Source organism: Cryobacterium sp. TMT2-14, from assembly GCF_004402465.1.
In the GTDB taxonomy this organism is placed as follows: domain Bacteria; phylum Actinomycetota; class Actinomycetes; order Actinomycetales; family Microbacteriaceae; genus Cryobacterium; species Cryobacterium sandaracinum.
This window is the reverse complement of record NZ_SOFV01000011.1, coordinates 21023-46754: the sequence shown is the minus strand read 5'-3', so window position 1 is coordinate 46754 and position 25732 is coordinate 21023. Positions and strand designations below refer to the sequence as shown.

Genomic DNA, 25732 nt, shown 5'->3' with positions numbered 1-25732 from the left:
GCGCGCGGGGGAACGGACACCGGGCCGGTAGGGTTCTGTATAGAGGGCAAATGGGGTGAGAGCGCCGCTATGCAACGAATCTACAAGGAACGTGACCGTCTGCTCCGCAGAGCGGCTCGCCTGTGCGGATTGGCCGGCTCGGCCGCCGCGCTCCTCGCGATGCTTGTCCCGGGCGGCTTGACCGTGAGCACCCTCGCCCGGAGCCTGCCACTGCTGCTGCTGCTGGTGGCCGGCCAGTACCTGCTCGGCCGGTCCGGCCGGATGCGCTGGGTCGCCTTGATCCTGGTCTCCGGCATCGCCGTGATCCTGCTCGTGGGCTGGTCGGGCCAGCGTGCCACCGGCCTGAACCTCGTCGAGCAGGCCATCATCGGCGGCATCGCCGCCGGAGCCCTGAGCTGCGTCGCCCTCGTGCTCGTTGTCAGCGCCGCCCGCCTGCTGGTGCTGTCCCTGGCATTCGGTGCGACCGTTGCCAGCGTGCTCGCCGCCACCCGCGCCTCGTCCGACGCCACCGTGCCTCTCCTGCTCACCTTCAGCGTCTGGCTTGCCATCGCCCTGGTGGCCTGGTGGCTGGCCCAGAGCGTGCCGCGCGTCATGGCGCGCATCGCCTTCATCGGCCGCGCCCACCTCGCCGAGCGCCATGCCAGCGAGCTCGAAGCCCAACGCCGGCAGGATGCCCGGCTGCTGCACGACACCGTGCTGGCCACCCTCACCCTCCTCGCGCACTCCGGCGTCGGCGTCAGCCCGGCCGCACTGCGCCAACAGGCCGGCGACGACGCCCGGTTGCTGCGGCAGCTACGGCTCGGCGGCCTCCCCACCCCGCGCCGCTCCGGGGTCTACACGCTCGAGCCGGCCACCGAGTCAATGCTCGGCAGCACCCTCGAATCGGTCAAGCAGCGGTTCGGGCGGATGGGACTCGATGTGGACTGGCACGGCAGCGGACAGGTTCTTCTGCCCAGCGACGTGCTCGACTCCTTCCTCCTCGCCCTCGGCGAGTGCCTCGAGAACGTGCGACGTCACGCCGGCGTCGCCCGCGCCGACGTGACGATCACTGATGACGACACAACCGTGCGCGCCATGGTCACCGATGCAGGGGTCGGCTTCGACCTCAGCGGCGTTAGCGCCGAACGCCTCGGTTTCGCCGAATCGGTCGTGGCCCGCCTGCGCGACGTGGGCGGCAACGCCCGCCTCTTCTCCTCCCCCGGCTCCGGCACCACGGTCGTGCTCGAGGTGCCCAAGTGACCGTCCCCGGCATCGTCGACGCCCGCCGCCGTGACGCGCGCCGCGCTGTGGCGGCGGGCGGGTCCGACCAGCCGAGCAATCAGGACCGCCAGGAACGCCGGGCTTACCGGCGCAGTTTCCGACGCCCCGAACGCACCGAGCAGACCACGCGCGCCAACCAGAGCGGCCTGGGTGGCCGCCACCTCGGCATCGGCCTGACGTTCAGCGGCGGCTTCATCACCCTGTTCCTGTTCGGGCAGTTCGCCGTGCAGTGGTCCGAATATCCCGACCCGACGCCCAGCCTCATCGCGTGGGGTCTCCTGATGGCGACCACGGTCCTGGCACTGATCACGGTGCAGCGCCTTTCGGCTCGGATGCCGGACTGGCTGTTCGCCGCGGCCATCGCCGCCGGCGCCGCCGTGGTGGCGCTCGACCTGATCGGGTCGTGGGGCGAAACCGACTCCGGCGTCTACCCGACCGCCGCCGCCGCCGTCGGCACCCTGCTCATCTCCCTGGCCACCGTGCGCCGCGGGCACGACCTCGTCTCGGCCGCGATGGCGCTCGGCCTGCTTCTCTTCCTCGGGGCGCTCACCGAGGAGCGCGCCGATCCGCTCACCTTCGCCCCCGACCTCCTTGTGATCAGCCTCGCCATCCTGCCTCCGCTGCTCGGCGTCGCCACGGTGCGGGGATTCCGCCGGATGGCCCAGCGTGAGCTCGACCTGGTGCTGGTGCAGAGCACCATCTCCCAGCCGCAGTTCGCGGTGGGGATGTTCGCCTCCGAGGAACTCGCCCGTATCGACCTCGACGCGGAGACTCTGCTCGACGACGTCGCGAAGGGTCGCACGGCGCTGCCGCTGAGTTCCGAGAAGTCGACGACGGCGGCAGACCTCGCCACGCAACTGCGGCTGCACCTGATCCGGGGCCGCCGGGAGACCTGGCTGCACCACGCGATCACCGAGTCCGAGTTCCTGGGACCGTCCGTCGGCCTGCACGACCCGGCGGGGCTGGCCGGCATGCTCAACCCCGACCAGCGCGATGCCCTTCTGCGCACGATCTGGCTGCTGATCAGCGACACAACCCGCGACGAGGCATCCGTTTCGCTCTCTCTCGGTCCGATCCGACCCACGCACGGCGTCTCCGCTCGCCAGAAGTTACGATTTCCGATCGAATTGACCACGACGGGTGTGCCACGACGTCGAGTGGACCCCGAGACGTGGCAAGCTATCCGAATAGTCGGCCCTCACGTCGATTCCAGCCGGGACGGAAGTCTGCATCTGGAAATCGAATGCAGTATCGACAATCCCGCGGATGCTTAGGGTCCGTGGAACTACGCTGTTGAGCTTCTCATTCGGGGCCAGAAGCACAAGGAGACAGAAGTGACGAACACGACCACGTTGAGCACTGAGGCGCCGAGCAAGGACAACCCCATCCGGTTGGCCCTCGTCGACGACCACCGCATGCTGTTGGGGGCCCTCACCGAGTGGATCCGGGGGGCCGCGGACGACATCAACATGGTCGCCGCCGTCACCACCTGGCCCGAGCTGCTCACCCACCCCGAATTTCCCGTCGACGTCGTGCTCCTCGACCTCGACCTCAAAGACAACATCCCGGTCTCACTGAAGATCTCGACGCTCAAGACGGCCGGCGTGAAGACGGTGTTGATGAGCACCTATTCCGAGGCCGGGCTCGTGCGCGAGGCGCTGGCTGCCGGTGCGCTCGGCTACCTGGTGAAGAGCGAAGAGGCAACGATGATCGTCGAGGCGATCCGCTCCGCCTATGACGGCGACTCCTTCATCTCGGCCGAACTGGACGAGGCCCTCAACAACGGCGCGAACGGCGGTTCTCCCCGCCTCAGCGCGCAGGAGCGCCGGGTGATGGCCCTCTACGGCGCGGGCGAGCCGGTCAAGGCCGTCGCGCACCAGCTCGGCATCTCCGAGGAGACCGCCAAGAGTTACCTCAAGCGCATCCGGGAGAAGTACCGCCTCGCGGGCTTCGACGTGGGAACCAAGGTCGCCCTGCGCAAGCGCGCCATCCACGACGGCATCCTGCTCCAGGGCGACTGACTTCGGCGCTGCCGAACGGCCCGGCTGCCGAACGGCCCGGCTGCCTCGCGCCGACCACGCCGGCCACGCGGATCGCCTGGGTGCCGTCCGGGAGCTCCACACCGTTCCCGCGCCGGGTGCGGTCCAGGAGGAACGTCCCCACGGTGAGCAACAGGGCGAAGAAGCTTTGGCCCAGACCGATCCAGACCGGGGCGACGTAGCCGAAGTTGCCCGCGATGGCGAGGCCGTGAGCAGGTCTGCCTCCAGAGTACGGGGCCGGTGGCCCGAACGAATTCGACGGAGATATTGCTCTAAACAGTGCGTTTGGGCTCAAAAGCGAGGGTTTGACCCAGAATCTCCATTGAATTGATTAGACGCCCGGTACGGCGTTCCGCCGGGGTCAAACAGCGCCCCGCGGTATGGTCGGCTCTGACTCCCGGAGAGCGACGCAACCAGATGGGATTCACCTGGCTACGCGGCCGGTGTGGCGGCCGTCGATGCTGCGGCCTCGGCCAGCGCCGCCTCGAGGCGCTCGACCTTCCCGGTCAGCTCCCCGGTGCGGCGGCCCCGGATGTCGGCCTTGAGCACCAGGGACACCCGCGGCCCCCAGGCTCCGACGGCTTCAGTGGCGGCCTTGACCACCGCGAAGACCTCGTCCCAGTCGCCCTCGATGGTGGTGAACATCGAATCGGTGTGGTTGGGCAGCCCGGATGCGCGCACGATGCGCACGGCCGCGGCGACCGCGTCGTGCACCGACCCTTCGTCATCGTGGGAGCCGGACGGGGCGACGGAAAATGCAACCAGCATGGGGTTACTCCTTCTGATAGGGGGTGGGTGGGAACAGGATCTGCCACACGGCCCAGCCGAGCAGCACGACCTCCAGCACGTTGCGCACGGTCAGCACCAGCACCAGAGCCGGGTCTGCCACGAGCAAGAGGTCGTAGAAGTGCGGGTAGACGAGTTGGGTCAGGGCCGCGATGACAAGCCCGAGCACGGCCGGGAGCCGCCAGGCACGCCCCCGCACCAGCAGCCCGAAAATGATGGGCGCGGCCAGCCAGGTCGTGAACTGCGGCGAGCCGACCTTGTTGACGACGATCAGGGTCAGCACCAGGGCCAGCGCCAGCGGCGGGAACAGGCCGGCCGGTTCGGCGCCTGCACGCATCCGCTGGCAGGCCAGGAGCACCACGGCCAGCCCGCAGAGGGCGAGCAGGGGGGTCATCGCCACGATGGCGACGTTCGTGCCGGTGCCGATGATCTGGAAGGTGAGGATCTGCCGGTCGTAGTAGAGGTAACTGCCCGGCAGACCCAGCGCGGCCGGCCACATCCAGAGGCCGGCGACCGGGGACTCGATCTGGATGCCGCGGTTCGTCTGCTCGCCGACGAAGCTGAGCACGTTCGGCCCGCTGCCGAGCCCGAGCGCCACCAGCACGATGCCCAGGCTCGTGCCGGCCGCGGCGACGAGCACCCGCCAGCGTTCCTTCGAGACGACGAATAGCGCGATCACCAGGGCCACCGGCCAGATCTTCACCCAGGTGACCAGAGTCAGCAGCACGGTGCCCCAGACCGGCCGGGCGCCGACGAACAGCAGCGCGGCGATCGCCAACGGCACGGTGACCGCATCGATCCGGGCGAGGGCGACGGGCCCGAGCAGCAGCAGGAAACCCAGCCACCAGGCCGCCGCGGCCAGGGCACGCCGGTTGCGGCCCCGCCCGAGCAGCAGCGCGAAGGTCCCGGCGTTCAGCAGGGTCACGAGCCCGAGCCAGCCGGCGGCGTAGAGGTCGGGGCCGAACGCGAGCGGCGCCAGGATGGGCAGGAGGGCCAGCAGCGGGTAGACGAAGCCGGTGGTGATGCCCACGACGTCGGCACCGGATGCCACGTCGGTCGCCCAGCCGAGGTAGACGACCTCCACATCGCCCAGCGGCCAGCCGGGGGACGCGAAACAGAGCCACCAGAGCACGCCGTGCACCAGTGCGAAGCCGGCCCAGAGCAGCGTTCGCGATGTCGGCACGCCGGCTCCGGCGGCCAGGTGTTCTGCGACGGATTGGGGCACGCTCCACCTTCGCACACCCCCACGGCTCCGCCGCCGCACCGGGACAGCCAGCGCGGGGCCCAGCGCGGCGGTCAACGCGAGCCGAGCAGGTCCGCGATCGTGGCCGGCACCGCGCCGGCGATGTCGAGCGCGGTGATCGGACCTCCGTTGGACGCCCGGGCCGCTGCCCGGGCGTGCACCAGGGCGGCCGTCGCCGCGAGATGGGCCGGCGCGGCGGCATCCGTCTGGATCGCCCGTGAATGCGTGGCCAGGAGGGCGCCGAGGATGCCGCCGAGCACGTCCCCGGATCCGGCCGTCGCCAGCCAGGAGGGCGCCTTCGACACCGTCAGCCTGGTGCCGTCGGGCGCCGCGATCCAGGTGACGCTTCCCTTGAGCAGCACCGTGACGCCGAGGCCGGACGCGGCGCGCACGGCCCACTCTCCCGGCGCAGCGGCCACCTCGGAGCCGGCCACCGACTCGCCCTGCGGGAAGAGCAGGCGGGTAAGCAGCCGGGCGAGTTCGCGGTAGTGCGGGGTGATCACGACGGGCCCGGTCGCCCGGCCGACCAGGTCGAGGGCCCCAGCATCGCACACCGTGGGCAGCCCCTCGGCCAGGGCGCCGAGCAGCGCGGCCTCGGTCACCCGGTCGCGCGCGGCGGCGTCCTGGCCCGAGCCGAGCAGCCAGGCCTGCACCTGCCCGGGGGCGGTGACGGCCTCCGGGCGTCGCTGCAGCACCAGGTCGCACGCCCGTCTCGGGCCGAGGTAGCGCACCATCCCGACCCCGGTGCGGAGGGCCGCCTCGACTCCGAGCACCGCGGCCCCGGGGTACTCGTCGGAGCCCGTGCGCACGCCCAGCACGCCGCGGCGGTACTTGTCGTCGTCCGCCCGGGGAACCGCGATCCGCTCGCGCGCCCGTGCGTCGTCCCATTCCAGCCATCCCCGTGGTTCGCTCATGCACTCACGATAGGTTGTTTTGAGTGCGTCGGGCCGGCCGCTTCGCCCGCCCACTCGACCCTTGGGGGAAATCCGTGGCTGTTACCGCCCTGTTCGAACCGTTCACCGTGCGCGACGTCACCCTGCGCAACCGCATCTGGGCGGCGCCGATGTGCCAATACGCGGTGCGGGAGAAAGACGGCGTCCCGCGGGACTGGCACCTCGTTCACCTGGGCGCGCTGGCCGCGGGCGGCGCCGGCCTGATCCTGGTCGAGGCAACCGCGATCAGCCCGGAGGGCCGCATCTCCTACGCCGACACCGGCCTCTGGAACGCGGAACAGACCGCCGCCTGGGCACCGATCGTGGCCTTCCTTCATGCGCAGGGCGCGAAGGCCGGCATCCAGCTTTCCCACGCGGGGCGCAAGGCTTCCGTCTGGCCGGCCTGGGGCGGAGACCGGCACGGCACTATGGCGACGGATGACGGCGGCTGGCCGACCGTGTCGGCCTCGGCCGTGCCGTTCCCCGGCTACGCACCACCCGTGGCCCTGGATGCCGCGGGCATCCAGGGAATCGTTGACGGGTTCGCGTCCGCCGCGCTCCGGGCGGTGGAGGCCGGGTTCGACGTCGTGGAGCTGCACGCGGCGCACGGCTACCTGCTGCACCAGTTCCTGTCCCCGCTGAGCAACCGGCGCACCGACGGGTTCGGCGGCGGGCTGCCGAACCGGGCCCGCCTGCTGCTTCAGGTCGTGGCCGCCGTGCGCGCGGCCATCGGCGAGGAGCGCGCCCTGTTCGTGCGGTTCTCCGCCACCGATTACACCCCGGGCGGCTGGACCGAAGACGAGACGGCCGAGGTCGCCGGCTGGGCCGCGGCCGCCGGCGCCGACTTCTTCGACATCTCCTCCGGCGGCAACGTGACCGGGGTGCGCATCCCGCTGGGTCCCGGCTACCAGGTGCCGCTCGCCGAGCACGTGAAAACGGCGGCGGACGTGCGGGTCAGCGCCGTGGGGCTGATCACCACCGCGCACCAGGCCGAGCAGATCGTGGCATCCGGCCGGGCCGACGCGGTCCTTCTGGGCCGCGAACTCCTGCGCGACCCGCACTTCCCGCTGCGGGCCGCCCACGAGCTCGGCGCCGGCGTGGACTACTGGCCGCCGCAGTACCTGCGCGCCCGGTGGCCGGCCGCCTGAGAACGGCTACAGGCGGCGGGTCGCGTCCTGCACTTCGCCGACCAGCTCTTCGATGATGTCCTCGAGGAACAGCACCCCCACGGTCTCACCGGTCGCGGTGAACGAGCGCGCCAGGTGCGCGCCGGAACGCCGCATGGTGGCCAGGGCATCTTCGAGGTCGGTGTCCTCGAAGATCGACGCCAGCAAACGGATGCGCTTGCCCGGGATCGGCTCCGCGTAGCTGCCCTGCCCGACCGAGGTGGCCGTGTCGCCGTCGAGGTCGATGACGTCCTTCAGGTGAACGTACCCGGTTGGTTCACCGGACTCGTTCACCAGAACATAACGGGAGAAACCGTGTCTGGTGACGGCCTTCTCCACGTCTGCGGGGGTGGCCGCCTCGGGCAGGCTGATCAGGCCGTCGAGGTTCACCGCGACGTCCCGCACCTTGCGGGTGGTGAACTCGAACGTGGCGCTGAGTGCCCCGGTGCCGTCCCGCAGCACGCCCTCCCGGGTCGACTGGGAGACGATGGTCGCCACCTCGTCCAACGTGTAGGTGCTGGTGGCCTCCTCCTTGGGCTGGACCCCGAACATTCGCACCACCAGGTTGGCGGTGGCGTTGAGCGTCACGATCACGGGCTTGACCAGGCGGCCGAAGAAGACGAGCGGCGGGGCGAGCACGAGCACGGCCCGGTCGGGGATGGAGAACGACAGGTTCTTCGGCACCATCTCACCGAACACGACGTGCAGGTAGGAGACCAGCAGCAGCGTGATCACGAAGGCGATCACGCCGATGGCCTCCTCCGGTAGCGGGGTCAGGCCCAGCGGGATCTCGAGCAGGTGGTGGATCGCCGGCTCCGAGACGTTCAGGATGAGCAGCGAGCAGACCGTGATGCCCAGCTGGGTGGTCGCCAACATGAGGGTGGCGTGTTCCATCGCCCACAGCGCTGTGATTGCGCGCTTCTCGCCGGCCTCGGCGAGAGGTTCGATCTGGGACCGGCGCGCGGAGATGACCGCGAATTCCGCGGCGACGAAAAAGGCGTTGGCCGCGAGCAGCACGACCAGCCAGACCAGCCCCGCCCAGTCACTCATGGTCACTCACCGTGCGCTCCGTGCCGTTCTTCTTGCGGTCACCCTTTTTGTCCAACTTTTTTTCGGATTTCTTGCCGGTCCTGGTACCGCGGTCGCCCCGGGCAGGCTCGCCGCCCTCCTCGGGCTCGATGGGCTCGCCGGGCTCGCCGCAGGGTGTGAAGCGGAGCCGGTCGATCCGTCGGCCGTCGAGGCGTTCCACGGACAGCACGCCGCCGGCCAGCTGCACGACGTCGCCGACCACGGGCAGGCGACCTAATTCGCTCATCACGAACCCACCCACGGTTTCGTAGGGGCCGTCCTCCGAGATCACGATGCCCGTGCGGTCGAGCAGCTCGTCCGGGCGGAGCATGCCAGGGAATGTCAGAGAGTCGGTAGACAACACCACACCGGCGCGGGTGCGGTCGTGCTCGTCGGCAACCTCTCCGACGAGTTCCTCGACCAGGTCCTCGAGCGTGGCCACTCCGGCCGTGCCGCCGTATTCGTCGACGACGATGGCCATCTGGTAACCGCGGCCGCGCAGCTCGACCAGCAGTCCGTCGAGTTTCATGGTCTCGGGCACCCGGATGGCCTCGGACTGCAGGGCCGATACCGGGACATCCGCCCGGCGACGTCGGGGAACGGCCACGGCCTGCTTCACGTGCACGATCCCGACGATGTCGTCGACGCCCTCGTCGACGACGGGGAAGCGGGAATACCCGGTTTGGCGGGTGAGGTCGATGACGGCCTGGGCGGAGGCGGTGCGCTCGATGCTGGCCACCCGCGGGCGGGGCGTCATCACGTCCGAGGCGGTATGCCCGGAGAAGAGCAGCGTGCGGTGCAAGAGCGTGGCGGTGTCTTTCTCCAGCAGCCCGGCACTGGCCGAGCGCCGCACGAGGGAGGACAGCTCCTCCGCGGTGCGCGCCCCGGACAGCTCTTCCTTCGGCTCGATCCCGATCGACCGCAGCACACCGTTGGCGCTGCCGTTGAGCACGACGACGGCTGGTTTGAACACGGTCGTGAACAGTGTCTGGAACGGGATGACCAGCTTCGCGGTCTGCACGGGCAGGGCGAGGGCGAAATTCTTCGGCACCAGCTCGCCGATGATCATCGAGGCGAGTGTGGCGACGATGACCGCGGTCGTGACCGCGACGACCGGCACCACCGCCGTGGACAGCCCCAGGCCGATCAGCGACGGCGACAGCAGCATGGTCAGAGCCGGCTCCATGGTGTAACCGGTGAGCAGGGTGGTGAGAGTGATGCCCAGTTGGGCGCTGGAGAGGTGCGTCGAGGTGATCCTGAGTGCGGCGATGGTCAGGCCGAGTCGGGTCTCTCCTCGATCGCGGCGGGCCTCGAGCTCCGACCGGTCCAGGTTGACCAGGGCGAACTCGCTGGCGACGAACAGGCCGGTGCCGACGGTGAGGAGGAGCCCCGCGGCGAGCATGATCCACTCATACATGGCGGACCTCGACGACGGCGGCGCCGAAGTTCATGACCGAGACGCCGTTCGGGTGACGGGAAGAATTTCCGGGCGAGAAACCGGGCGCATGCGCAGGAGGGGGGTCGTCCATTATTCCGCTCAGTCTACCGCCCGGCACCGAGGCCACGAGTCGTTCCCGGGTGTCAGGCCCCCCACCTCTACCAGGAGACGGGCAGGGCCTTGCCCTCCTCGTAGCCGGCCGCCGACTGGATCCCGACCAGCGAACGGGTGTGGAACTCCGCGACCGAGGTCGCGCCCGCATAAGTGAACGAGCTGCGCACGCCGGAGGTGATCATGTCGAGCAGGTCCTCGACGGACGGCCGCAGCGGGTCCAGGTAGATCTTCGAGCTGGAGATCCCCTCGGCAAAGAGCGTCTTGCGGGCCAGCCCGTAGGCGTCGAGGCGGTCGAACCGCTGGCGCACAGCCCTGGTGGAGGCCATCCCCCAGCTCTCCTTGTAAATGCCGCCGGCGGCGTCCCGATCGAGCAGGCCGGGTGCCTCGATCGTGCCGGCGAACCAGGATCCGATCATGACGGATGCCGCGCCGGCGGCGAGCGCGAGCGCCACGTCGCGCGGGTAGCGCACCCCGCCGTCGGCCCATACGTGCGCTCCGAGTTCCCGGGCGGCGGCCGCGGTCTCGAGCACGGCCGAGAACTGGGGGCGGCCGACCGCCGTCATCATGCGCGTGGTGCACATGGCGCCGGGGCCGACGCCGACCTTTACGATGGTGGCGCCGGCGCCGACGAGGTCACCCACGGCATCCGCGGTCACGACGTTGCCGGCCACGATGGGGATGCCGAGGCCCAGGTCGGCGACGATCTCGATCGCCCGCGTCATGCCGCCCTGGTGGCCGTGCGCGGTGTCGATCACGAGAACGTCGACCCCCGCGGCGACGAGCGCCCGGGCCTTGGCCGCGATGTCGCCGTTGATGCCGACCGCCGCGGCCACGCGCAGTCGGCCCTGCGCGTCCAGCGCGGGCTGATACAGGGTGGAGCGAAGCGCGCTCTTGCGGCTGAGGGTGCCGATCACCCGGCCGTGGTGCTGCACGGTGGCGAAGTCGAGCTCGGCCGCGGTCATCACGTCGAAAGCGCGGCGCGGGCCTTCGATATCGTCGGCGTCGAGGGAGGTCATCGTGCCGTGCAGGAGGTCTCCGAGGAGCGCGTCGGGCAGCGCCGTCGCCAGCCGGGACGCGTCGATGGCACCCAGGTAGTCGCCGTTCTGGTCGTTGATGACCAATCCCTGGCCGGCCACAGCCGGCACCTGCCGCAGGGCGAGCGCCACGGTGTCCCCCGGGGCGAAGTTGAAGGGGGTGTCGAAGCGGGTGGATTGGGCCTTGACCCATCGGATCGCGGCGTCGAGTTCCTGCAGGTGCATGTCCTGCGGCAGCACGCCGAGCCCGCCGCGGCGAGCAAGCGCGGCCGCCAGGCGCGGCCCGGTGACCGAGTTCATGTTCGCCGAGACGATGGGGATGGTGGCGCCGCTGCCGTCGCCCGGGGCGAGGGAGACATCGAGGCGGCTGCTCACATCCGATTGACTCGGCACAAGGAAGACGTCGGAATACGTGAGGTCGTGGCTGGGTACCGCTCCATAGAACTGCATGGAAATAACGCTAGCGCCCCGCGGGGATGCCCGCAGCCAGGCCCGAGGGGATTAGGCTGGACGGGCAGACCGCACCGGGCGTGCACGACCGCTCGGGACATTCAAAATCAACGTAGAGAGTGGGAACCGGCTGTGTCAAGCCAGTTGACCGGTAGTGGATCCGACGAGACGACGTCGGGTGAATTCGGAGCGAACGAGTGGCTCGTCGACGAACTGTACGAACGGTACCTCGTCGACAAGAAGCTGGTGGACGAGTCCTGGTGGCCCGTCCTCGAGAGCTACCACCGGACCGCGAACGGCCGCAGCGACGGTTCAGAGTCTCCCGCGAGCAGCGCACCCGCAGGCGACGCGCCCGCCGTGATCGCTCCCGACGTGACCACGCCCGCGGCACGCACCCCCGCAACCCCGGCCGCCTCAGCGGCGGAGCCGGCCCCGATCACGGCGCCCATCCCCGTCGTCGGCGGGCAGCGCACCGCGCGCACGACGTCCAGCGCGCCCAAGCGGGTCCCCGTGCCGGCCGACATCCCGATCACGAACTCGCAGCCGACCGCCACCGAGGCCACCGAGGTCGACGTCGTCACCCCGCTCCGCGGCATGTCCAAGAGCCTCGCGGCGAACATGGCGGCCAGCCTGACCGTGCCCACGGCCACCAGCGTGCGCACCATCCCGGCGAAGCTCCTCATCGACAACCGCATCGTGATGAACAACCACATGAAGCGCTCGCGCGGCGGCAAGGTGTCGTTCACGCACCTGATCGGTTGGGCGCTGATCCAGGCGCTGAAGATGTTCCCCAGCCAGAACGTCTACTACAACGAGATTGAGGGCAAGCCCTCGGTCATCGCTCCCGCGCACGTCGGCCTCGGCATCGCGATAGACCTGCCCAAGCCCGATGGCACCCGCTCCCTGATGGTCCCGGCCATCAAGCGCGCGGACACGATGACCTTCGGCGAGTACCTCTCCTCCTACGAAGACCTCGTCACTCGGGCCCGCAAGGGCAAGCTGACGGCGGATGACTTCTCCGGCGCCACGGTCTCCCTCACCAACCCCGGTGGCATCGGCACGGTGCACTCCGTGCCGCGCCTGATGAAGGGCCAGGGCTGCATCATCGGCGCCGGCGCCCTCGACTACCCGGCCGAGTTCCAGGGTTCCAGCGGCAAGACCCTGACCGGCCTCGCCATCTCCAAGACCATCACGCTGACCAGCACCTACGACCACCGGGTCATCCAGGGTGCCGGCTCGGGCGAATTCCTCAAGATCGTGCACGAGCTCCTGATCGGGCAGCACAACTTCTACGAGGACATCTTCTCGGCCCTGCGCATCCCGTACGACCCGATCCACTGGGCGCCCGACATCAGCGTCGACCTGGCCAGCGCCGTCGACAAGACCGCCCGCGTGCAGGAGCTCATCAACGCGTTCCGCGTGCGCGGCCACCTGATGGCCGACATCGACCCGCTTGAATACACGCAGCGCTCCCACCCCGACCTGGAAATCTCGAACCACGGGCTGACCTTCTGGGACCTGGACCGCGAGTTCGTCACCGGCGGGTTCGGCAGCAAACGCCTGATGCTCCTGCGCGACATCCTCGGCGTGCTGCGCGACTCCTACTGCCGCACGACCGGCATCGAGTACATGCACATCCAGGACCCTGCCCAGCGCAAGTGGATGCAGGAAAAGATGGAGAAGAGCTACGTCAAGCCCACGCATGACGAGCAGATGCGCATCCTCGGCAAGCTCAACGAGGCGGAGGCCTTCGAGACCTTCCTACAGACCAAGTACGTCGGCCAGAAGCGGTTCAGCCTCGAGGGCGGCGAGTCCACCATCGCGCTGCTCGACTCGATCCTGCAGGGTGCCGCGGATGCCGGCCTCGACGAGGTCTGCATCGGCATGGCCCACCGCGGGCGCCTGAACGTGCTCACCAACATCGCAGGCAAGACCTACGGTCAGATCTTCCGCGAGTTCGAGGGCACGCAGGATCCCCGCACCGTGCAGGGCTCCGGCGACGTCAAGTACCACCTGGGCACCGAGGGCACCTTCCGTGCCACCAACGGCACGGAGATGCCGGTCTACCTGGCCGCGAACCCGTCCCACCTCGAGGCCGTCGACGGCGTCCTCGAGGGCATCGTGCGCGCCAAGCAGGACCGCAAGCCGATCGGCACCTTCTCCACCCTCCCCGTCCTCGTGCACGGCGACGCGGCCATGGCCGGCCAGGGCATCGTCCTGGAGACGCTCCAGATGTCCCAACTGCGCGGGTTCCGCACCGGCGGCACCATCCATCTGGTCGTCAACAACCAGGTCGGCTTCACCACACTGCCCGGTGACGGACGCACCTCGGTGTACTCGACGGATGTCGCCAAGACCATCCAGGCGCCCATCTTCCACGTCAACGGGGACGACCCCGAGGCCGTGGTGCGGGTCGCGGAGCTCGCCTTCGCCTACCGTCAGGAATTCAAGCGGGACGTCGTCATCGACCTCGTCTGCTACCGCCGCCGCGGGCACAACGAGGGCGACGACCCCTCGATGACCCAGCCGTTGATGTACAACCTGATCGAGGCCAAGCGCTCCGTCCGGAAGCTTTTCACCGAGGCTCTCGTCGGTCGCGGCGACATCACGCAGGAGGAATACGAGGCCTCGCACGCGGATTTCCAGGACCGCCTCGAGCGCGCGTTCATGGAGACGCACGCGGCGCAGTCCTCGTCGATCCCGATCGTCAGCGCGGCCGGTGCCGCGCCGCAGGGCATCGGTGCCGAGAAGCACGGTACCGACAAGCACGACGACGCGGTCGGGGAACCGGCCACGACCGGGGTGCCCGAAGCGGTCGTGCACCTGATCGGCGATGCCTTCCTGAACAAGCCCGCCGGCTTCACCGTGCACAATAAGCTGCAGCAGCTGATGCAGAAGCGCAACGACATGAGTCGCAACGGCAAAATCGACTGGAGCTTCGGCGAACTCCTCGCCCTCGGCTCCCTGCTGCTCGAGCGCACCCCGGTGCGCTTCGCCGGCCAGGATGCCCGCCGCGGCACGTTCGTGCAGCGTCACGCGGTGCTGCACGACCGCATCAACGGCCAGGAATGGCTGCCCTTGGCGAACCTCAGCGAAGACCAGGCCCGGTTCTGGATCTACGACTCGCTGCTCAGCGAATACGCGGCCATGGGCTTCGAGTACGGCTACTCGGTGGAACGCGCCGACGCCCTGGTGCTCTGGGAGGCGCAGTTCGGCGACTTCGCCAACGGTGCCCAGACGGTCATCGACGAGTTCGTCTCCTCCGCCGAGCAGAAGTGGGGCCAGCGGTCATCCGTTGTGCTGCTGCTGCCGCACGGCTACGAGGGCCAGGGGCCGGACCACTCGTCCGCCCGGATCGAGCGCTACCTGCAGCTGTGCGCGGAAGACAATATGACCGTCGCTCGCCCGTCGACGCCCGCGTCGTACTTCCACCTGCTGCGCCGTCAGGCCTACATGCGCCCGCGGCGCCCGCTGATCGTCTTCACTCCGAAGTCGATGCTGCGCCTGCGCGGCGCGACCAGCGAGGTGGCCGACTTCACCACCGGCCGGTTCGAACCGGTCATCGACGACGCCCGGATCACCGACAAGCCGCGCGTCAAGCGGGTGCTGTTCCTGGCCGGCAAGCTCTACTACGACCTGCTCGCCGAACTCGACAAGAACCCGAACCCGGAGATCGCGCTGGTTCGCCTGGAGCAGTTCTACCCGCTGCCCGCCTTCGAACTCAAGCAGGTCGCAGACCAGTACCCCGACGCTGAACTCGCCTGGGTGCAGGACGAGCCGGAGAACCAGGGTGCCTGGCCGTTCTTCTACCTCGAGACGAACAAGCTGGGCCCGCGCCCGGTGACCCTGTTCTCCCGGGCGGCGTCGGCGTCGCCGGCGGCGGGCTCGGCGAAGCGTCACGCGGTCGAGCAGGCCGAACTACTACGCCAGGCGCTTACCCTGTGACCTGCGCCGACCGGCAGAACCGTTCGACAGAATGGGCCGCACCGGACGCTACGGCCCAGTCCTCGACGGGTGAGGCCTGATCGACGGGCTGTGTCACCCCCGCAAGATCAGAGGCGACGACCGCGTAGCGCTGGTCATGACCCGGCGTCGAACCAATTCGACGGAGATTTTCTTCCAAAACAGCATTTCCGGACGTTTTGGGTTGATTGGGGCGGAATCTCCGTCGAATTCGTTCGGGACAGCGCTACTGCACGGCTTCGGACTCGAAAGACACGGCGGGCCACACTTCATCCGGCGTCACGGTCCCCTGATCGCCCGGCGTCAGCACCGGGAACAACCGTTTCGGAACCGCGAACCCCTATCGCCCCTCGGCTATCAGGACTCACTCATCTAGGCTGGCCGCACCGCCCGCCGACGCATCGGCCACCGACAAGGAGATCCGCCATGCCCGCACCGCACGCGAACCGAACCGGTCAGCCCTGCTGGGCCGACCTGATGACCTCCGACCTGCCGCGCGCCCGGGAGTTCTACACACGGCTGTTCGGCTGGACGGCCAGCGATTCCGGTTCGGAGTACGGCAACTACGTCACCTTCCGGAAGGGCGACGCGGACGTCGCCGGCATGAGCTCACAGGAGCCGGGTTCCCGACTGCCCGACGCGTGGACCACCTACCTGTCGGTGACGGATGCCGACGCCGCCGTCGCCGCCGCCCGCGCGGCCGGCGCAGACGTGCTGGCCGAGCCGATGACGGTGGGAACCATGGGCCGCATGGCCATCCTGATGGACCCGACGGGTGCGCCCTTCGGGGTGTGGCAGGCCGACGAGTTCACCGGCTTCGACGTCTTCGGCGAGGCGGGCTCACCGGTCTGGCACGAGCTGAACACCCGCTCCTATTCCGCCGCTCTCGATTTCTACACCGAGGTGTTCGGCTGGAAACCGGTCGTCCTGAGCGACACGGAGGACTTCCGCTACAGCACGATCGGGGCGGAGGGTGAGATGGTGACGGGCGTCTTCGACGCCGCGGAACACCTGCCCGACAGCGTGCCCTCGCACTGGCAGCTCTATCTCGGGGTGCCTGACGTGCACGCGGCCGTCACGACCGTGACAGAGCTCGGCGGCACGGTCGTCCGTGAGCCGTGGACGGCGGAGTTCGGCACCTTCGCGCTGGTCACCGACCCGACCGGGGCCCTGTTCGTGCTCGGCTCGGTCGACGAGCCGCTCCCCGAGGAGAAGAACATCGACGACGCCGGTGAGGAGGACGCCGACCTGCCGATCGGCTAGTGGGCGGACTGGATGGTGCGCAGCTTCAGCAACACCTGGTCGCGCAGGTCTTCGGGGGCCATCTCACGGCATGCGCGCTGCACAGCCTCGGTCAGTGTGCGCCCGACCAGGTGCTCGTCGCTGCAGTCGCTGCAGTGGGCGAGGTGCTCCTGAATGTCAGACGCGTCTTCGCCGCACAGTTCGTTGTGCAGGTATTCCTCGAGTTCGGCCTTGGCCTTCTCGCAGCCATAATCGGTCATGCTGGTGTGCTCCCGGTTCGAGTCTGGCCCGCCGCTGTTCCCAGGCCGCGCTCAAGGGCGTAACCGGCCAACAGGTCGCGCAGGAGGCGCCGGCCACGATGCAGGCGACTCATCACGGTGCCAATGGGTGTTTTCATGATTTCGGCGATCTCCTGGTAAGAGAACCCCTCCACGTCGGCGAAGTAGACAGCCAGCCGGAAGTCCTCCGGGATGGACTGCAAAGCGTCCTTGACGGCGCTGTCCGGCAGGTGGTCGATGGCCTCGGCCTCCGCCGAACGATTCGCCATCGCCGTGCGGGACTCCGCGCCGCCGAGCTGCCAGTCCGCGAGATCGTCGATGGTGCCCTGGAACGGCTCACGCTGCTTCTTGCGGTACGTGTTGATGAAGGTGTTGGTCAGGATGCGGTACAGCCAGGCCTTGAGATTCGTGCCCTGCTCGAACTGTTTGAACGCAGCGAACGCTTTCACGAACGTTTCCTGAACCAGATCCTGGGCGTCGGAGGGGTTGCGCGTCATGCGCATGGCCGCGGCGTACAGCTGGTCGATAAAGGGCAGCGCCTGCTCTTCGAACAGGTCTCGCATTTCGATCGCATCGGTTGTCATCACGGACAATCCTAAGCCGTCGCGTGAAACGACCGCAGGTCGCTCCAGCACCATGGACAGCGTCACCCTGGCCTCCCTCTTTTTTTCATCACCGACTATTCTGATAACCGATGTTGATCTCGAGATATTCCAAGCCTGAGTTCGATCCCTACGGCGACACGTCGCCCGAGGTGACGGATGCCCGCTGGCCCGCTCCGACGGCCGCCGGCCCGCTTTCAGCGTCCGTATCCCTGCCGGGGTCGAAGTCGCTGACCAACCGAGAGCTGGTGCTCAGCGCCCTCGCCGCGCATCCGTCGCTGTTGCGTGCCCCGCTGCACTCGCGGGACAGCGACTTGATGGTCGCGGCGTTGCGTCAACTGGGCACCGTCATCGAGGAGGTCCCCGGCGCCGGGGAGTTCGGTTCCGACCTGAGGATCACCCCCGGGGAGCTGCTCGGGTCGACGACCGTCGACTGCGGTCTCGCCGGCACCGTGATGCGTTTCCTGCCGCCGGTCGCGACGCTCGGCCTCGGGCCGACCACCTTCGACGGGGACGCCGGCGCACGCCGCCGCCCGATGGGCACCACCATCTCGTCCCTGCGGGCCCTCGGCGCCGACATCAACGACGACGGTCGCGGCGCCCTGCCCTTCACCGTGCACGGCACCGGCACGCTAGTCGGCGGGGAGATCACCATCGACGCGTCCACGTCGAGCCAGTTCGTCTCCGGCCTGCTGCTCGCCGCGCCGCGCTTCGGGCGGGGCCTGCACCTGCGCCATTCCGGCGAGCGCCTGCCCAGCCTGCCGCACATCGAGATGACCATCGCCACGCTGGCCCGGCGCGGCGTCACGGTGCACAGCCCGGCCGTCGGCGAGTGGATCGTGGCTCCCGGCCCGATCCAGGGCGCCGAGGTCGACATCGAACCCGATCTCTCGAACGCGGCGCCGTTCCTCGCCGCGGCCCTCGTGGCCGGGGGCAGCGTCACCATCTCCGGCTGGCCCGAGACCACCACCCAGGTCGGCGCCGACCTGGCCGACCTGCTGCCGCGCTTCGGCGCCGAGGTGTCTCGGGAGGGCGACCGGCTCACGGTCTCCGGGACCGGCCGCATCCGGGGCGTGGAGCTCGACCTGTCGACCGGCGGAGAGCTCGCGCCCACGCTCGTGGCCCTGGCCGCCCTGGCCGAGTCCCCGAGCACGATCACCGGGATCGGGCACATCCGGCACCACGAAACCGACCGGTTGGCGGCCCTCGCCGCGGAGATCAACGGGCTCGGCGGTTCCGTCACCGAGCTGCCCGACGGGTTGCGGATCGACCCGCGCCCGCTGCACGGTGGGCCGTGGAACACCTACGACGACCACCGGATGGCGACCGCAGGCGCGCTGATCGGTCTCCTCGTTCCCGGCGTGCTGATCGAAAACATCGACACGACCGCCAAGACCCTTCCCCAGTTCACCGACCTCTGGTCGACGCTCGTTTCCGGAGCCCCGTCGTGACGTGGTGGGCGAGTGCCGACGACGATGAGCCCGAGTTCGACGAGTCGAGCGTGCGTGTGCGCCCCAACCGCAAGGGCAGCAAACCGCGCACCAAGACCCGCCCCGACCACGAGAACGCGCTGACCGGGCGCATCCTCTCGGTCGACCGAGGCCGGTACACCGTCATGCTCGACGAGAACCTGCCTGCCGAGCGCCGAGTGACCGCCGCCCGGGCGAGCGAACTGCGCAAGCAGGCCGTCGTCACCGGCGACCGCGTCGACATCGTCGGCGACACGACCGGAGCACCGGGCAGCCTGTCCCGGATCGTGCGGATCGTGCCGCGCACGACGCTGCTGCGCCGCAGCGCAGACGACACCGACGCCGTGGAGCGAGTGATCGTCGCCAACGCCGACCAGATGCTGATCGTGGTGGCCGCCGCCAACCCGGAGCCGCGCATCCGTCTCGTCGATCGCTACCTCGTCGCCGCCTACGACGCGGGCGTGAATCCCATTCTCTGCATCACCAAGACCGACCTGGCCGACCCCACCGCCTTCCTCCGCAACTTCGCCGGCCTCGACCTGCCCGTCTTCGAGAGCCGCGACGACGCCATGCCGCTGGCGGAGATCTCCGCCGCCCTGGTCGGCCACGACACGGTCTTCGTCGGTCACTCCGGCGTCGGCAAGTCCACTCTCGTCAACGCCCTGGTGCCGGGCGCCCACCGCGCCGTCGGGGTCGTCAACACGGTGACCGGCCGCGGCCGGCACACGTCTTCGTCGACCATCTCGTTGCGACTGCAAACGGATGCCGGCCGGGGCTGGGTCATCGACACCCCCGGCGTGCGCTCCTTCGGTCTCGGCCACATCAACACCGACAACATCCTCAAGGCCTTCACCGACCTGGCCCTGATCTCCCAAAAGTGTCCGCGCGGCTGCACCCACCTGCCGAACTCGCCCGACTGCGCGATCAATGAGGCCGTTAGCGCCGGCAAGCTCGGCGAGACCGGCAAGGTGCGCCTGGACTCGCTGCAGCGTTTGCTCGCCACCTTCGCCGCCGCCCCCACCCACTAGCCCCTGTCACCCACCACCCCGAGCCAGCAGCTCCTGCATTGAACGAATTCGACGGAGATTTTGCTCTAGAAAGCCGTGCAGGGCCAAAAAACGGGTGCCTGACCTCAAATCATCGTCGAATTCGTCAGGGATGGGCGGAAAATGGGTACAGGCGGGACCAGTAGCGTGGGGGGATGACCGATTCCACGCGGCTCGCGACCGGCGACCAAGCCCCTCCGTTCACCCTGTCCGACCAGGACGGGAACGCCGTGTCGCTGGCCGATTTCGCCGGCTCGAAGGTCGTCGTGTACTTCTACCCAGCGGCGATGACGCCCGGCTGCACGAAGCAGGCCTGCGACTTCCGCGACAACCTCAGCTCACTGGCATCGGCCGGCTACCAGGTGCTCGGCGTGTCGAAGGATGCCCCGGTCAAGCTGAAGAAATTCCAGGAGACCGAGCAGCTCACGTTCGCGCTCCTCAGCGACACCGACCTCGCGGTGCACACGGGCTACGGCGCCTGGGGCGAGAAGAACCTCTACGGCAAGACCGTCACGGGCGTGCTGCGTTCCACCGTCGTGATCGACGAGACCGGCATGGTCGAGCTAGCCCTCTACAACGTGAAGGCCACCGGCCATGTCGCGAGCCTGCGCAAGAAGCTCGGCCTGCCGGCCTGACCAAACGGATGCCGCCACGCGGCCGGCACAGTCCCGGCACGGTCCCTGCGCTGCCCCCACCGGCCGCAGGTGGCCCCTACCGGCCCCCGGAGCGCTCGAACGCACGTCTTACCCACCCCGCCGCTGCCGAAGCCGGAGCGGCCCAGCTGCGGCCCTGCTGCGCCGCTACTGCGCCGCTACTGCGGCAAGCCGTCCTCGGGGCGCGCTGACGTCGTTTCTGCGATTACGCGCCGCTGGAACAGCAGCACGAGGACCACGACCGACGGCAGAAGAAGCGCCCAGCCGAGGTCGGGCCGGGCGTAGAACCCCTGGAAGGAGCCGATGGCGACGGCGATCTGCACCATCTGCCAGGTGACGGCAGCGCCCCGGATCCAGGACCGGCGCCGCAGGGAGTTGACCGCGATGGCGGTTACCCAGGACGCGGCGATCAGCACCAGCACCAGGATGGCGAGGGCCGTGGCCAGGGAGGTCGGCGTCGCGATCAGCAACTCGAGAATGAGCCACGCGACCGCGACCCAGAGGAGGGCCGCCTCCGCGCAGAGGATCGCGGCGAGGAGCAGCACGGTCCCCGGCCGACGCACCCGGCCGGCCTGGTTCTCGTCGTCGCCGCTGTGGTCTGACCGTGCATTCACAGAGATATCCCATTCAAAACTATTGATTTGACTCCACCATTATGCGATCATTTTTGAGGCCCGGTTGACGCTCACAGGGACGTGAGTCGATCTGAACGAGTAGATCTACTACCCTTCCTGCAATCGGCAGCCTTTCATCTTCGGCCAATCGGCCAGGCATCCCTGCAATAAAGGAGCACCCCTATGGACTGGCGCGACAAAGCTGCCTGCCTCACCGCCGACCCGGAACTCTTCTTTCCGGTCGGTAATACTGGCCCCGCTGTGGACCAGATCGAGAAGGCCAAGTCGGTCTGCGCCCGTTGCAACGTCACCGAGGTGTGTCTGCAGTACGCCCTCGAAACCGGACAAGACTCCGGCGTCTGGGGTGGACTGAGCGAAGACGAGCGTCGCGCGCTCAAGCGACGCGCGGCCCGGGCCCGGCGCGCGTCCTAGCACCCCCCCCCCGCACCACGGGTTCACAGAGAAAGGCCTAGCTGAACAGCCGGGCCTTTCTTCGTTGCGCGCGACGCGCTCGGAACCCGAGGCGACACCCCACGGCGTCACCCCGCGCCCGGCCCTACGCTTCGCGCATGTACCGCAGCGGGATCTCGATGGTCACTTCGGTGCCGCTGCCCATCATGGTGTGCCAGTCGATACTGCCGCTAAGCTCTCCCTGGATCAGAGTGCGCACGATCTGGGTTCCGAGTCCCGACCCGACCTTGCCCTCCGGCAGGCCCGTGCCGTTGTCCCGCACCCGCACGGTGAGGGTCTCCTCGTTACGCTCGGCCTCGATCGACACCTCCCCCTCGCGTCCGGCCAGCCCATGCTCGACGGCGTTCGTCACGAGCTCTGTCAGCGCGAGGGCGAGCGGCGTCGCGTAGGCGCTGGGAAGAATGCCGAAACTGCCGGACGACTTCGGATGCGCCGTCGTGTTGTGCGCGGACGCCACCTCCATGATCAGCAGCAACACCCGGTCGAACACCACGTCGAAGTCGACCTTCTGGCTGAGGCCCTCGGAAAGTGTGTCGTGCACGACGGCGATGGCGGCCACGCGGCGCATCGCCTGGTTGAGCGCTTCCCTGGCCGTGTCGGAATGCGTGCGGCGCGCCTGGATCCGCAGGAGCGAGGCCACCGTCTGCAGGTTGTTCTTGACCCGGTGGTGAATCTCCCGGATGGTGGCATCCTTCGTGATCAGCTCACGTTCCTGGTGCCGCAGCTCGGTGACGTCCCGGCAGAGCACGATGGCTCCGATCCGTTCGCCCCGGTTGCGGATCGGGATGGCACGCAGCGAGACCGTCACGCCGCGGGCCTCCACGTCGGTGCGCCATGGCGCCCGGCCGGTGACCACGAGCGGCAGGGTCTCGTCGACAACCGCCGTTCCAGTGAGCAGGCTCGTGGTCACCTCGGCGAGGGACTCGCCCTCCAGCTCGTCGGCGAACCCCATTCGGTTGAAGGCGGAGAGGGCATTCGGGCTCGCGAACGTGGTCACGCCGTCGACGTCGAGACGGATGAGTCCGTCCGAGGCGCGCGGGGCGCCGCGCCTCGGGCCGGTGGGGGCGCCCAGATCGGGAAAATCGCCGGACGCGATCATGGCGAAGAGGTCATTGGCGCAGTCGTTGAAGGTCAGCTCCTGCCGGCTCGGCGTGCGCGCCTCACTCAGGTTGGTGTGCCGGGTGAGCACCGCCACCGGCGTGTCCGAGATCTGGGAACCCGTGGAACTGAGCCGCCGCCGCACCGGGATCGCGCGAACCCGGGTAGGGGTCTCCTCGTACCAGTCGGGGGCCGTGGTGTCGACGATCCTCGCCGTTTCGAAAGCCTCGGTGACCTGCTGTCGCCACTCGACCTTGATGCTCTGCCCGACGAAGTCACGATAGAAGAGGGTGGCGGCGCTCGACGGCCTGGCGTGGGCGACGGCCACGAAGCTCCCGGTGCTGCTGGGCACCCACACGACGATGTCCGCGAAGGCGAGATCGGCCAGGAGCTGGCCATCCGCGACAAGCATATGGAGCCAGTCCACATCCTCCGCACTGCTGCGGCCCTGGGCAAGTACGAGATTACTGAGCGTCGACACAGCAATAGCCTAGGTCCCCCGGACACGTGCCACCGCCGTCGTGGTGCCGTCTCGTAGTTTGGGCCATGCTGAACAGATGAGCACAGCAAATGGAAAGCCCGATCGGACCCTGGTTGTCCTACTGTCCGTGATCGGAGCGCTGGTGGTCATCGCCCTCGTCGTCGTCTTCACCGGCGGCGAACCCGAACAGCTTGACGCCGACACCCCGGAAGGCCTCGTCCAGGACTATTCCGCGGCCGTCATCGACGGCGACGAGCAGGCCGCTGGCGCGTACCTCACCGAGGACGCTTTCAATGGCTGCGAGGACTTCGACCGAGGCCCCACCGACAACATGCGGGTCACTCTCGTGTCGACCACCGAGCGGGCCGAGTCGGCCGACGTGAAGGTGTCCATCGTCACCTCCTACGGCAGCGGCCCCTTCGGAGCCGACGAGTACGAGACCCAGGGTGTCTTCGACCTGGTGGCCGTCGACGGCACGTGGTTGATCGATGACGCCCCCTACGAACTCAACATTTGCCCGAATCCGAAGGCCGGTTCCTGATGGTCAGCGTGGTGCTGCTGGTTGCCGTCCTGGTGATCGGCGGTGGTATCGCCGGCATCGTGATCGCGGTGCGCAAATCGACGCCATCCGGGGAGAGCGCGGGCCAGCCCACGGTACGCCGGGTGATCGTATACATTCTGCTCTTCGCCTTGGTCGTGATTGCCGCCATCGGAGTGAGCGGACTGCTCGGGCGCCTCCTCGACACCGGCAACGCACTTGCCTCCAGCGACATCACCGGGCTCGCCCGCTCGCTCGCGTTCACCCTCATCGCCGGCCCGTTCGCGGCCGTACTCTGGTGGGTGCTGTGGCGCCGAATGGACGGCGCGGAACGATCATCCGTCGCCTGGGGGCTCTACCTGGCCGGCCTGTATACGGTCTCCCTTGTCACGTTCAGCACCGCCCTGCTGACCACGGCGGCCGTGCTCGTGCGCGGGGACTGGCAACCGCGTCTCTTCGCCACCGGAGTGGTCTGGGCCGGCGTGTGGGTCTGGCACCTGTGGATGTCCCGGCACGAGGAGAAGAGCCCCACCCAGCTGGTCACCGTGGCCCCGATCCTCGGTTCCGTCTTCGGTCTCGTGATCGCGGTGGGCGGCGCCGTCACGGCCCTCAGCTCTCTTCTTGACGCCGCCGTCGACGCCGCCGTCGACGCCGCACCGAGCCTCACCCCGGGCGAACCCTGGTGGGAGTTGACCCTCCAGGCGCTCATCTGGTTCGCCGGCGGGCTGGTCATCTGGTGGTGGCACTGGATCCGCAGCCAGGCCTGCGACCTGCGCGGCGGCCTCGCCGATCTAATGGTCGTGGCCGTCGGCGTGGCCGGGGCGGCCATCCTGACGCTGAGCGGGATCGGAACCGTGGTGTTCCTGCTGCTCAGACTGGCCTTCGACCGCACCGACCCGGTCACCGACATCCTCGACCTACTGGGTTTCGGCGTCTCGGTCGCCTTCATCGGCGCACTCGTCTGGAGCTACCACCGGGGCCTGACCCTGGCCCGGTCGGACACGACGAGGGTGGCGACGAAGCTTGTGACCTCCGGCGTGGGTCTCGTGGCCGCGGCCTCCGGGCTGGGCGTGGTCGTGAACGCGATCCTCGCCGCCACGACCACCCCGCTCGCCGGTTCAGGAACCCGAACCCTCCTGCTGGGCGGCATCAGCGCCCTCGTCGTCGGCGGCCCGGTGTGGTGGCTGGCCTGGCAGCCTACGACGCCGCTCTCCCCCGCGGAGGTCCGCTCCACGGGACGAAGGGTGTACCTGATCCTGGTGTTCGGCGTGAGCGCGGTCGTTGCCATCGTGACGCTTCTGGTGATCGGCTACCGGCTCTTCGAGTTCGCCCTCGGCGACTTCACCGGGGACAGCGTGATCGACCGGGTGCGGGCCTCGCTGGGGCTGCTGGTAGCCACCGGCCTCGCCGCTGGGTATCATTTCGCTGTCTGGCGACGAGACCGCTCCGTGAGTGCAGAGGCCCCGCAGCCGGCGCGCACCATCGGCCGCGTGCTCCTGGTAACGGACGCCGACCCGGAACCCCTCAGCCTCGCAATCGGCGCAGCGACCGGAGGCGCGGCCGTCTTCGTGCTGAAGCGCGCCGACGGCGCCGGTAGCTCGGCAACGGTGGAGCATCTCGCCCAGGCCCTCACCGGCGTAACCGGAAAGCGGGTGCTGGTCGTCACGGGCCCCGGCGACCGGGTTGAGGTGATCCCGCTTCAGGAATGAGCGCCGGTGCGGCCTTCCGCACCGGGGTCGGCACAAGG

Annotated in this window: 22 protein-coding genes; 12 read left to right on the top strand and 10 right to left on the bottom strand. The window is 68.9% G+C overall.

Going from position 1 to position 25732, the window contains the following annotated elements:
* Positions 1–69 precede the first annotated feature (69 nt).
* From E3O28_RS05230 to E3O28_RS05220, 3 genes are read left to right on the top strand one after another with little or no spacing between them, the layout of a single operon-like run.
* Positions 70–1239 carry an ATP-binding protein gene (locus E3O28_RS05230; RefSeq protein WP_134343269.1) on the top strand — a complete coding sequence of 390 codons (1170 nt, stop codon included), beginning with the start codon at positions 70–72 and terminating at the stop codon, positions 1237–1239.
* Positions 1236–2534, top strand: a complete 1299-nt coding sequence (locus tag E3O28_RS05225) for a hypothetical protein (protein ID WP_134401755.1) — start codon at positions 1236–1238, stop codon at positions 2532–2534. The genes E3O28_RS05230 and E3O28_RS05225 overlap by 4 nt, the downstream gene beginning before the upstream one ends.
* 60 nt (positions 2535–2594) lie before the next feature.
* Positions 2595–3281, top strand: a complete 687-nt coding sequence (locus tag E3O28_RS05220; RefSeq protein ID WP_255408575.1) for a response regulator transcription factor — start codon at positions 2595–2597, stop codon at positions 3279–3281.
* A 450-nt stretch (positions 3282–3731) separates the two neighbouring features.
* On the opposite strand, the gene E3O28_RS05215 is transcribed toward E3O28_RS05220, so the two are convergent.
* From E3O28_RS05215 to E3O28_RS05205, 3 genes are all read right to left on the bottom strand, one after another.
* On the bottom strand, positions 3732–4067 hold the full coding sequence (locus E3O28_RS05215) for a thiamine-binding protein (protein WP_104099865.1): 336 nt from the start codon (positions 4065–4067) through the stop codon (positions 3732–3734).
* 4 nt (positions 4068–4071) lie between these two features.
* Positions 4072–5310 (bottom strand): glycosyltransferase 87 family protein, encoded by a 1239-nt coding sequence (locus E3O28_RS05210; RefSeq protein WP_166784751.1) that lies wholly within the window; start codon positions 5308–5310, stop codon positions 4072–4074.
* A gap of 71 nt (positions 5311–5381) precedes the next feature.
* Entirely contained in the window at positions 5382–6242 is an 861-nt protein-coding gene (locus tag E3O28_RS05205) for an ADP/ATP-dependent (S)-NAD(P)H-hydrate dehydratase (protein WP_134415357.1), read from the bottom strand.
* 74 nt (positions 6243–6316) lie between these two features.
* Between E3O28_RS05205 and E3O28_RS05200 the strand changes: the two genes are divergently transcribed.
* The gene (locus E3O28_RS05200; protein WP_134343273.1) at positions 6317–7408 is read left to right on the top strand and encodes an NADH:flavin oxidoreductase/NADH oxidase; all 1092 of its coding nucleotides are present in this window, start codon (positions 6317–6319) and stop codon (positions 7406–7408) included.
* A 6-nt stretch (positions 7409–7414) separates the two neighbouring features.
* Here E3O28_RS05200 and E3O28_RS05195 read toward each other — a convergent pair whose 3' ends face one another.
* From E3O28_RS05195 to E3O28_RS05185, 3 genes are all read right to left on the bottom strand, one after another.
* Positions 7415–8476: a hemolysin family protein gene (locus E3O28_RS05195; RefSeq protein WP_104099862.1), complete on the bottom strand. Its 1062-nt coding sequence runs from the start codon at positions 8474–8476 to the stop codon at positions 7415–7417.
* Positions 8469–9911, bottom strand: coding sequence for a hemolysin family protein (locus tag E3O28_RS05190; RefSeq protein ID WP_134415356.1), 1443 nt, complete (start codon positions 9909–9911; stop codon positions 8469–8471). Before E3O28_RS05190 ends, E3O28_RS05195 begins: the two co-directional genes overlap by 8 nt.
* Positions 9912–10090: 179 nt before the next feature.
* Positions 10091–11530, bottom strand: coding sequence for a GuaB1 family IMP dehydrogenase-related protein (locus E3O28_RS05185; protein ID WP_104099860.1), 1440 nt, complete (start codon positions 11528–11530; stop codon positions 10091–10093).
* Between the two features lie 132 nt (positions 11531–11662).
* Here E3O28_RS05185 and E3O28_RS05180 point away from each other — a divergent pair, with 132 nt between their 5' ends.
* Positions 11663–15475: a multifunctional oxoglutarate decarboxylase/oxoglutarate dehydrogenase thiamine pyrophosphate-binding subunit/dihydrolipoyllysine-residue succinyltransferase subunit gene (locus tag E3O28_RS05180; protein ID WP_134415355.1), complete on the top strand. Its 3813-nt coding sequence runs from the start codon at positions 11663–11665 to the stop codon at positions 15473–15475.
* A 444-nt stretch (positions 15476–15919) separates the two neighbouring features.
* Positions 15920–16756 (top strand): VOC family protein, encoded by an 837-nt coding sequence (locus tag E3O28_RS05175; protein WP_104099858.1) that lies wholly within the window; start codon positions 15920–15922, stop codon positions 16754–16756.
* On the opposite strand, the gene E3O28_RS05170 is transcribed toward E3O28_RS05175, so the two are convergent.
* Both E3O28_RS05170 and E3O28_RS05165 read right to left on the bottom strand, forming a co-directional pair.
* On the bottom strand, positions 16753–16995 hold the full coding sequence (locus tag E3O28_RS05170; RefSeq protein WP_104099857.1) for a zf-HC2 domain-containing protein: 243 nt from the start codon (positions 16993–16995) through the stop codon (positions 16753–16755). The genes E3O28_RS05175 and E3O28_RS05170 overlap by 4 nt on opposite strands.
* Entirely contained in the window at positions 16992–17597 is a 606-nt protein-coding gene (locus E3O28_RS05165; RefSeq protein WP_233191227.1) for a sigma-70 family RNA polymerase sigma factor, read from the bottom strand. The genes E3O28_RS05170 and E3O28_RS05165 overlap by 4 nt, the downstream gene beginning before the upstream one ends.
* 110 nt (positions 17598–17707) lie before the next feature.
* Here E3O28_RS05165 and aroA point away from each other — a divergent pair, with 110 nt between their 5' ends.
* The 3 genes from aroA to bcp all read left to right on the top strand — a co-directional run bounded on the left by aroA (position 17708) and on the right by bcp (position 20765).
* Entirely contained in the window at positions 17708–19066 is a 1359-nt protein-coding gene (gene aroA / locus E3O28_RS05160) for a 3-phosphoshikimate 1-carboxyvinyltransferase (protein WP_134415354.1), read from the top strand.
* The gene (gene rsgA / locus E3O28_RS05155) at positions 19063–20112 is read left to right on the top strand and encodes a ribosome small subunit-dependent GTPase A (protein ID WP_104099854.1); all 1050 of its coding nucleotides are present in this window, start codon (positions 19063–19065) and stop codon (positions 20110–20112) included. Before aroA ends, rsgA begins: the two co-directional genes overlap by 4 nt.
* A 173-nt stretch (positions 20113–20285) precedes the next feature.
* Positions 20286–20765, top strand: a complete 480-nt coding sequence (bcp, locus tag E3O28_RS05150; RefSeq protein WP_104099853.1) for a thioredoxin-dependent thiol peroxidase — start codon at positions 20286–20288, stop codon at positions 20763–20765.
* 176 nt (positions 20766–20941) lie between these two features.
* Here bcp and E3O28_RS05145 read toward each other — a convergent pair whose 3' ends face one another.
* The gene (locus E3O28_RS05145; protein ID WP_241973024.1) at positions 20942–21397 is read right to left on the bottom strand and encodes a hypothetical protein; all 456 of its coding nucleotides are present in this window, start codon (positions 21395–21397) and stop codon (positions 20942–20944) included.
* A 183-nt stretch (positions 21398–21580) separates the two neighbouring features.
* On the opposite strand from E3O28_RS05145, the gene E3O28_RS05140 reads away from it, so the two are divergent.
* A complete protein-coding gene (locus tag E3O28_RS05140) occupies positions 21581–21829 on the top strand; it encodes a WhiB family transcriptional regulator (RefSeq protein WP_035837005.1) in 249 nt (82 codons plus the stop codon).
* 124 nt (positions 21830–21953) lie between these two features.
* Here the strand turns inward: E3O28_RS05140 and E3O28_RS05135 are convergent, their stop codons facing one another.
* Positions 21954–23447 carry a PAS domain-containing sensor histidine kinase gene (locus E3O28_RS05135; RefSeq protein ID WP_134373626.1) on the bottom strand — a complete coding sequence of 498 codons (1494 nt, stop codon included), beginning with the start codon at positions 23445–23447 and terminating at the stop codon, positions 21954–21956.
* 76 nt (positions 23448–23523) lie between these two features.
* Between E3O28_RS05135 and E3O28_RS05130 the strand changes: the two genes are divergently transcribed.
* Positions 23524–23988, top strand: coding sequence for a hypothetical protein (locus E3O28_RS05130; protein ID WP_134343276.1), 465 nt, complete (start codon positions 23524–23526; stop codon positions 23986–23988).
* Complete coding sequence (locus tag E3O28_RS05125) at positions 23961–25694, top strand: DUF5671 domain-containing protein (RefSeq protein WP_241973023.1); 1734 nt, start codon at positions 23961–23963, stop codon at positions 25692–25694. The genes E3O28_RS05130 and E3O28_RS05125 overlap by 28 nt, the downstream gene beginning before the upstream one ends.
* The last annotated feature ends 38 nt before the right edge of the window (positions 25695–25732 follow it).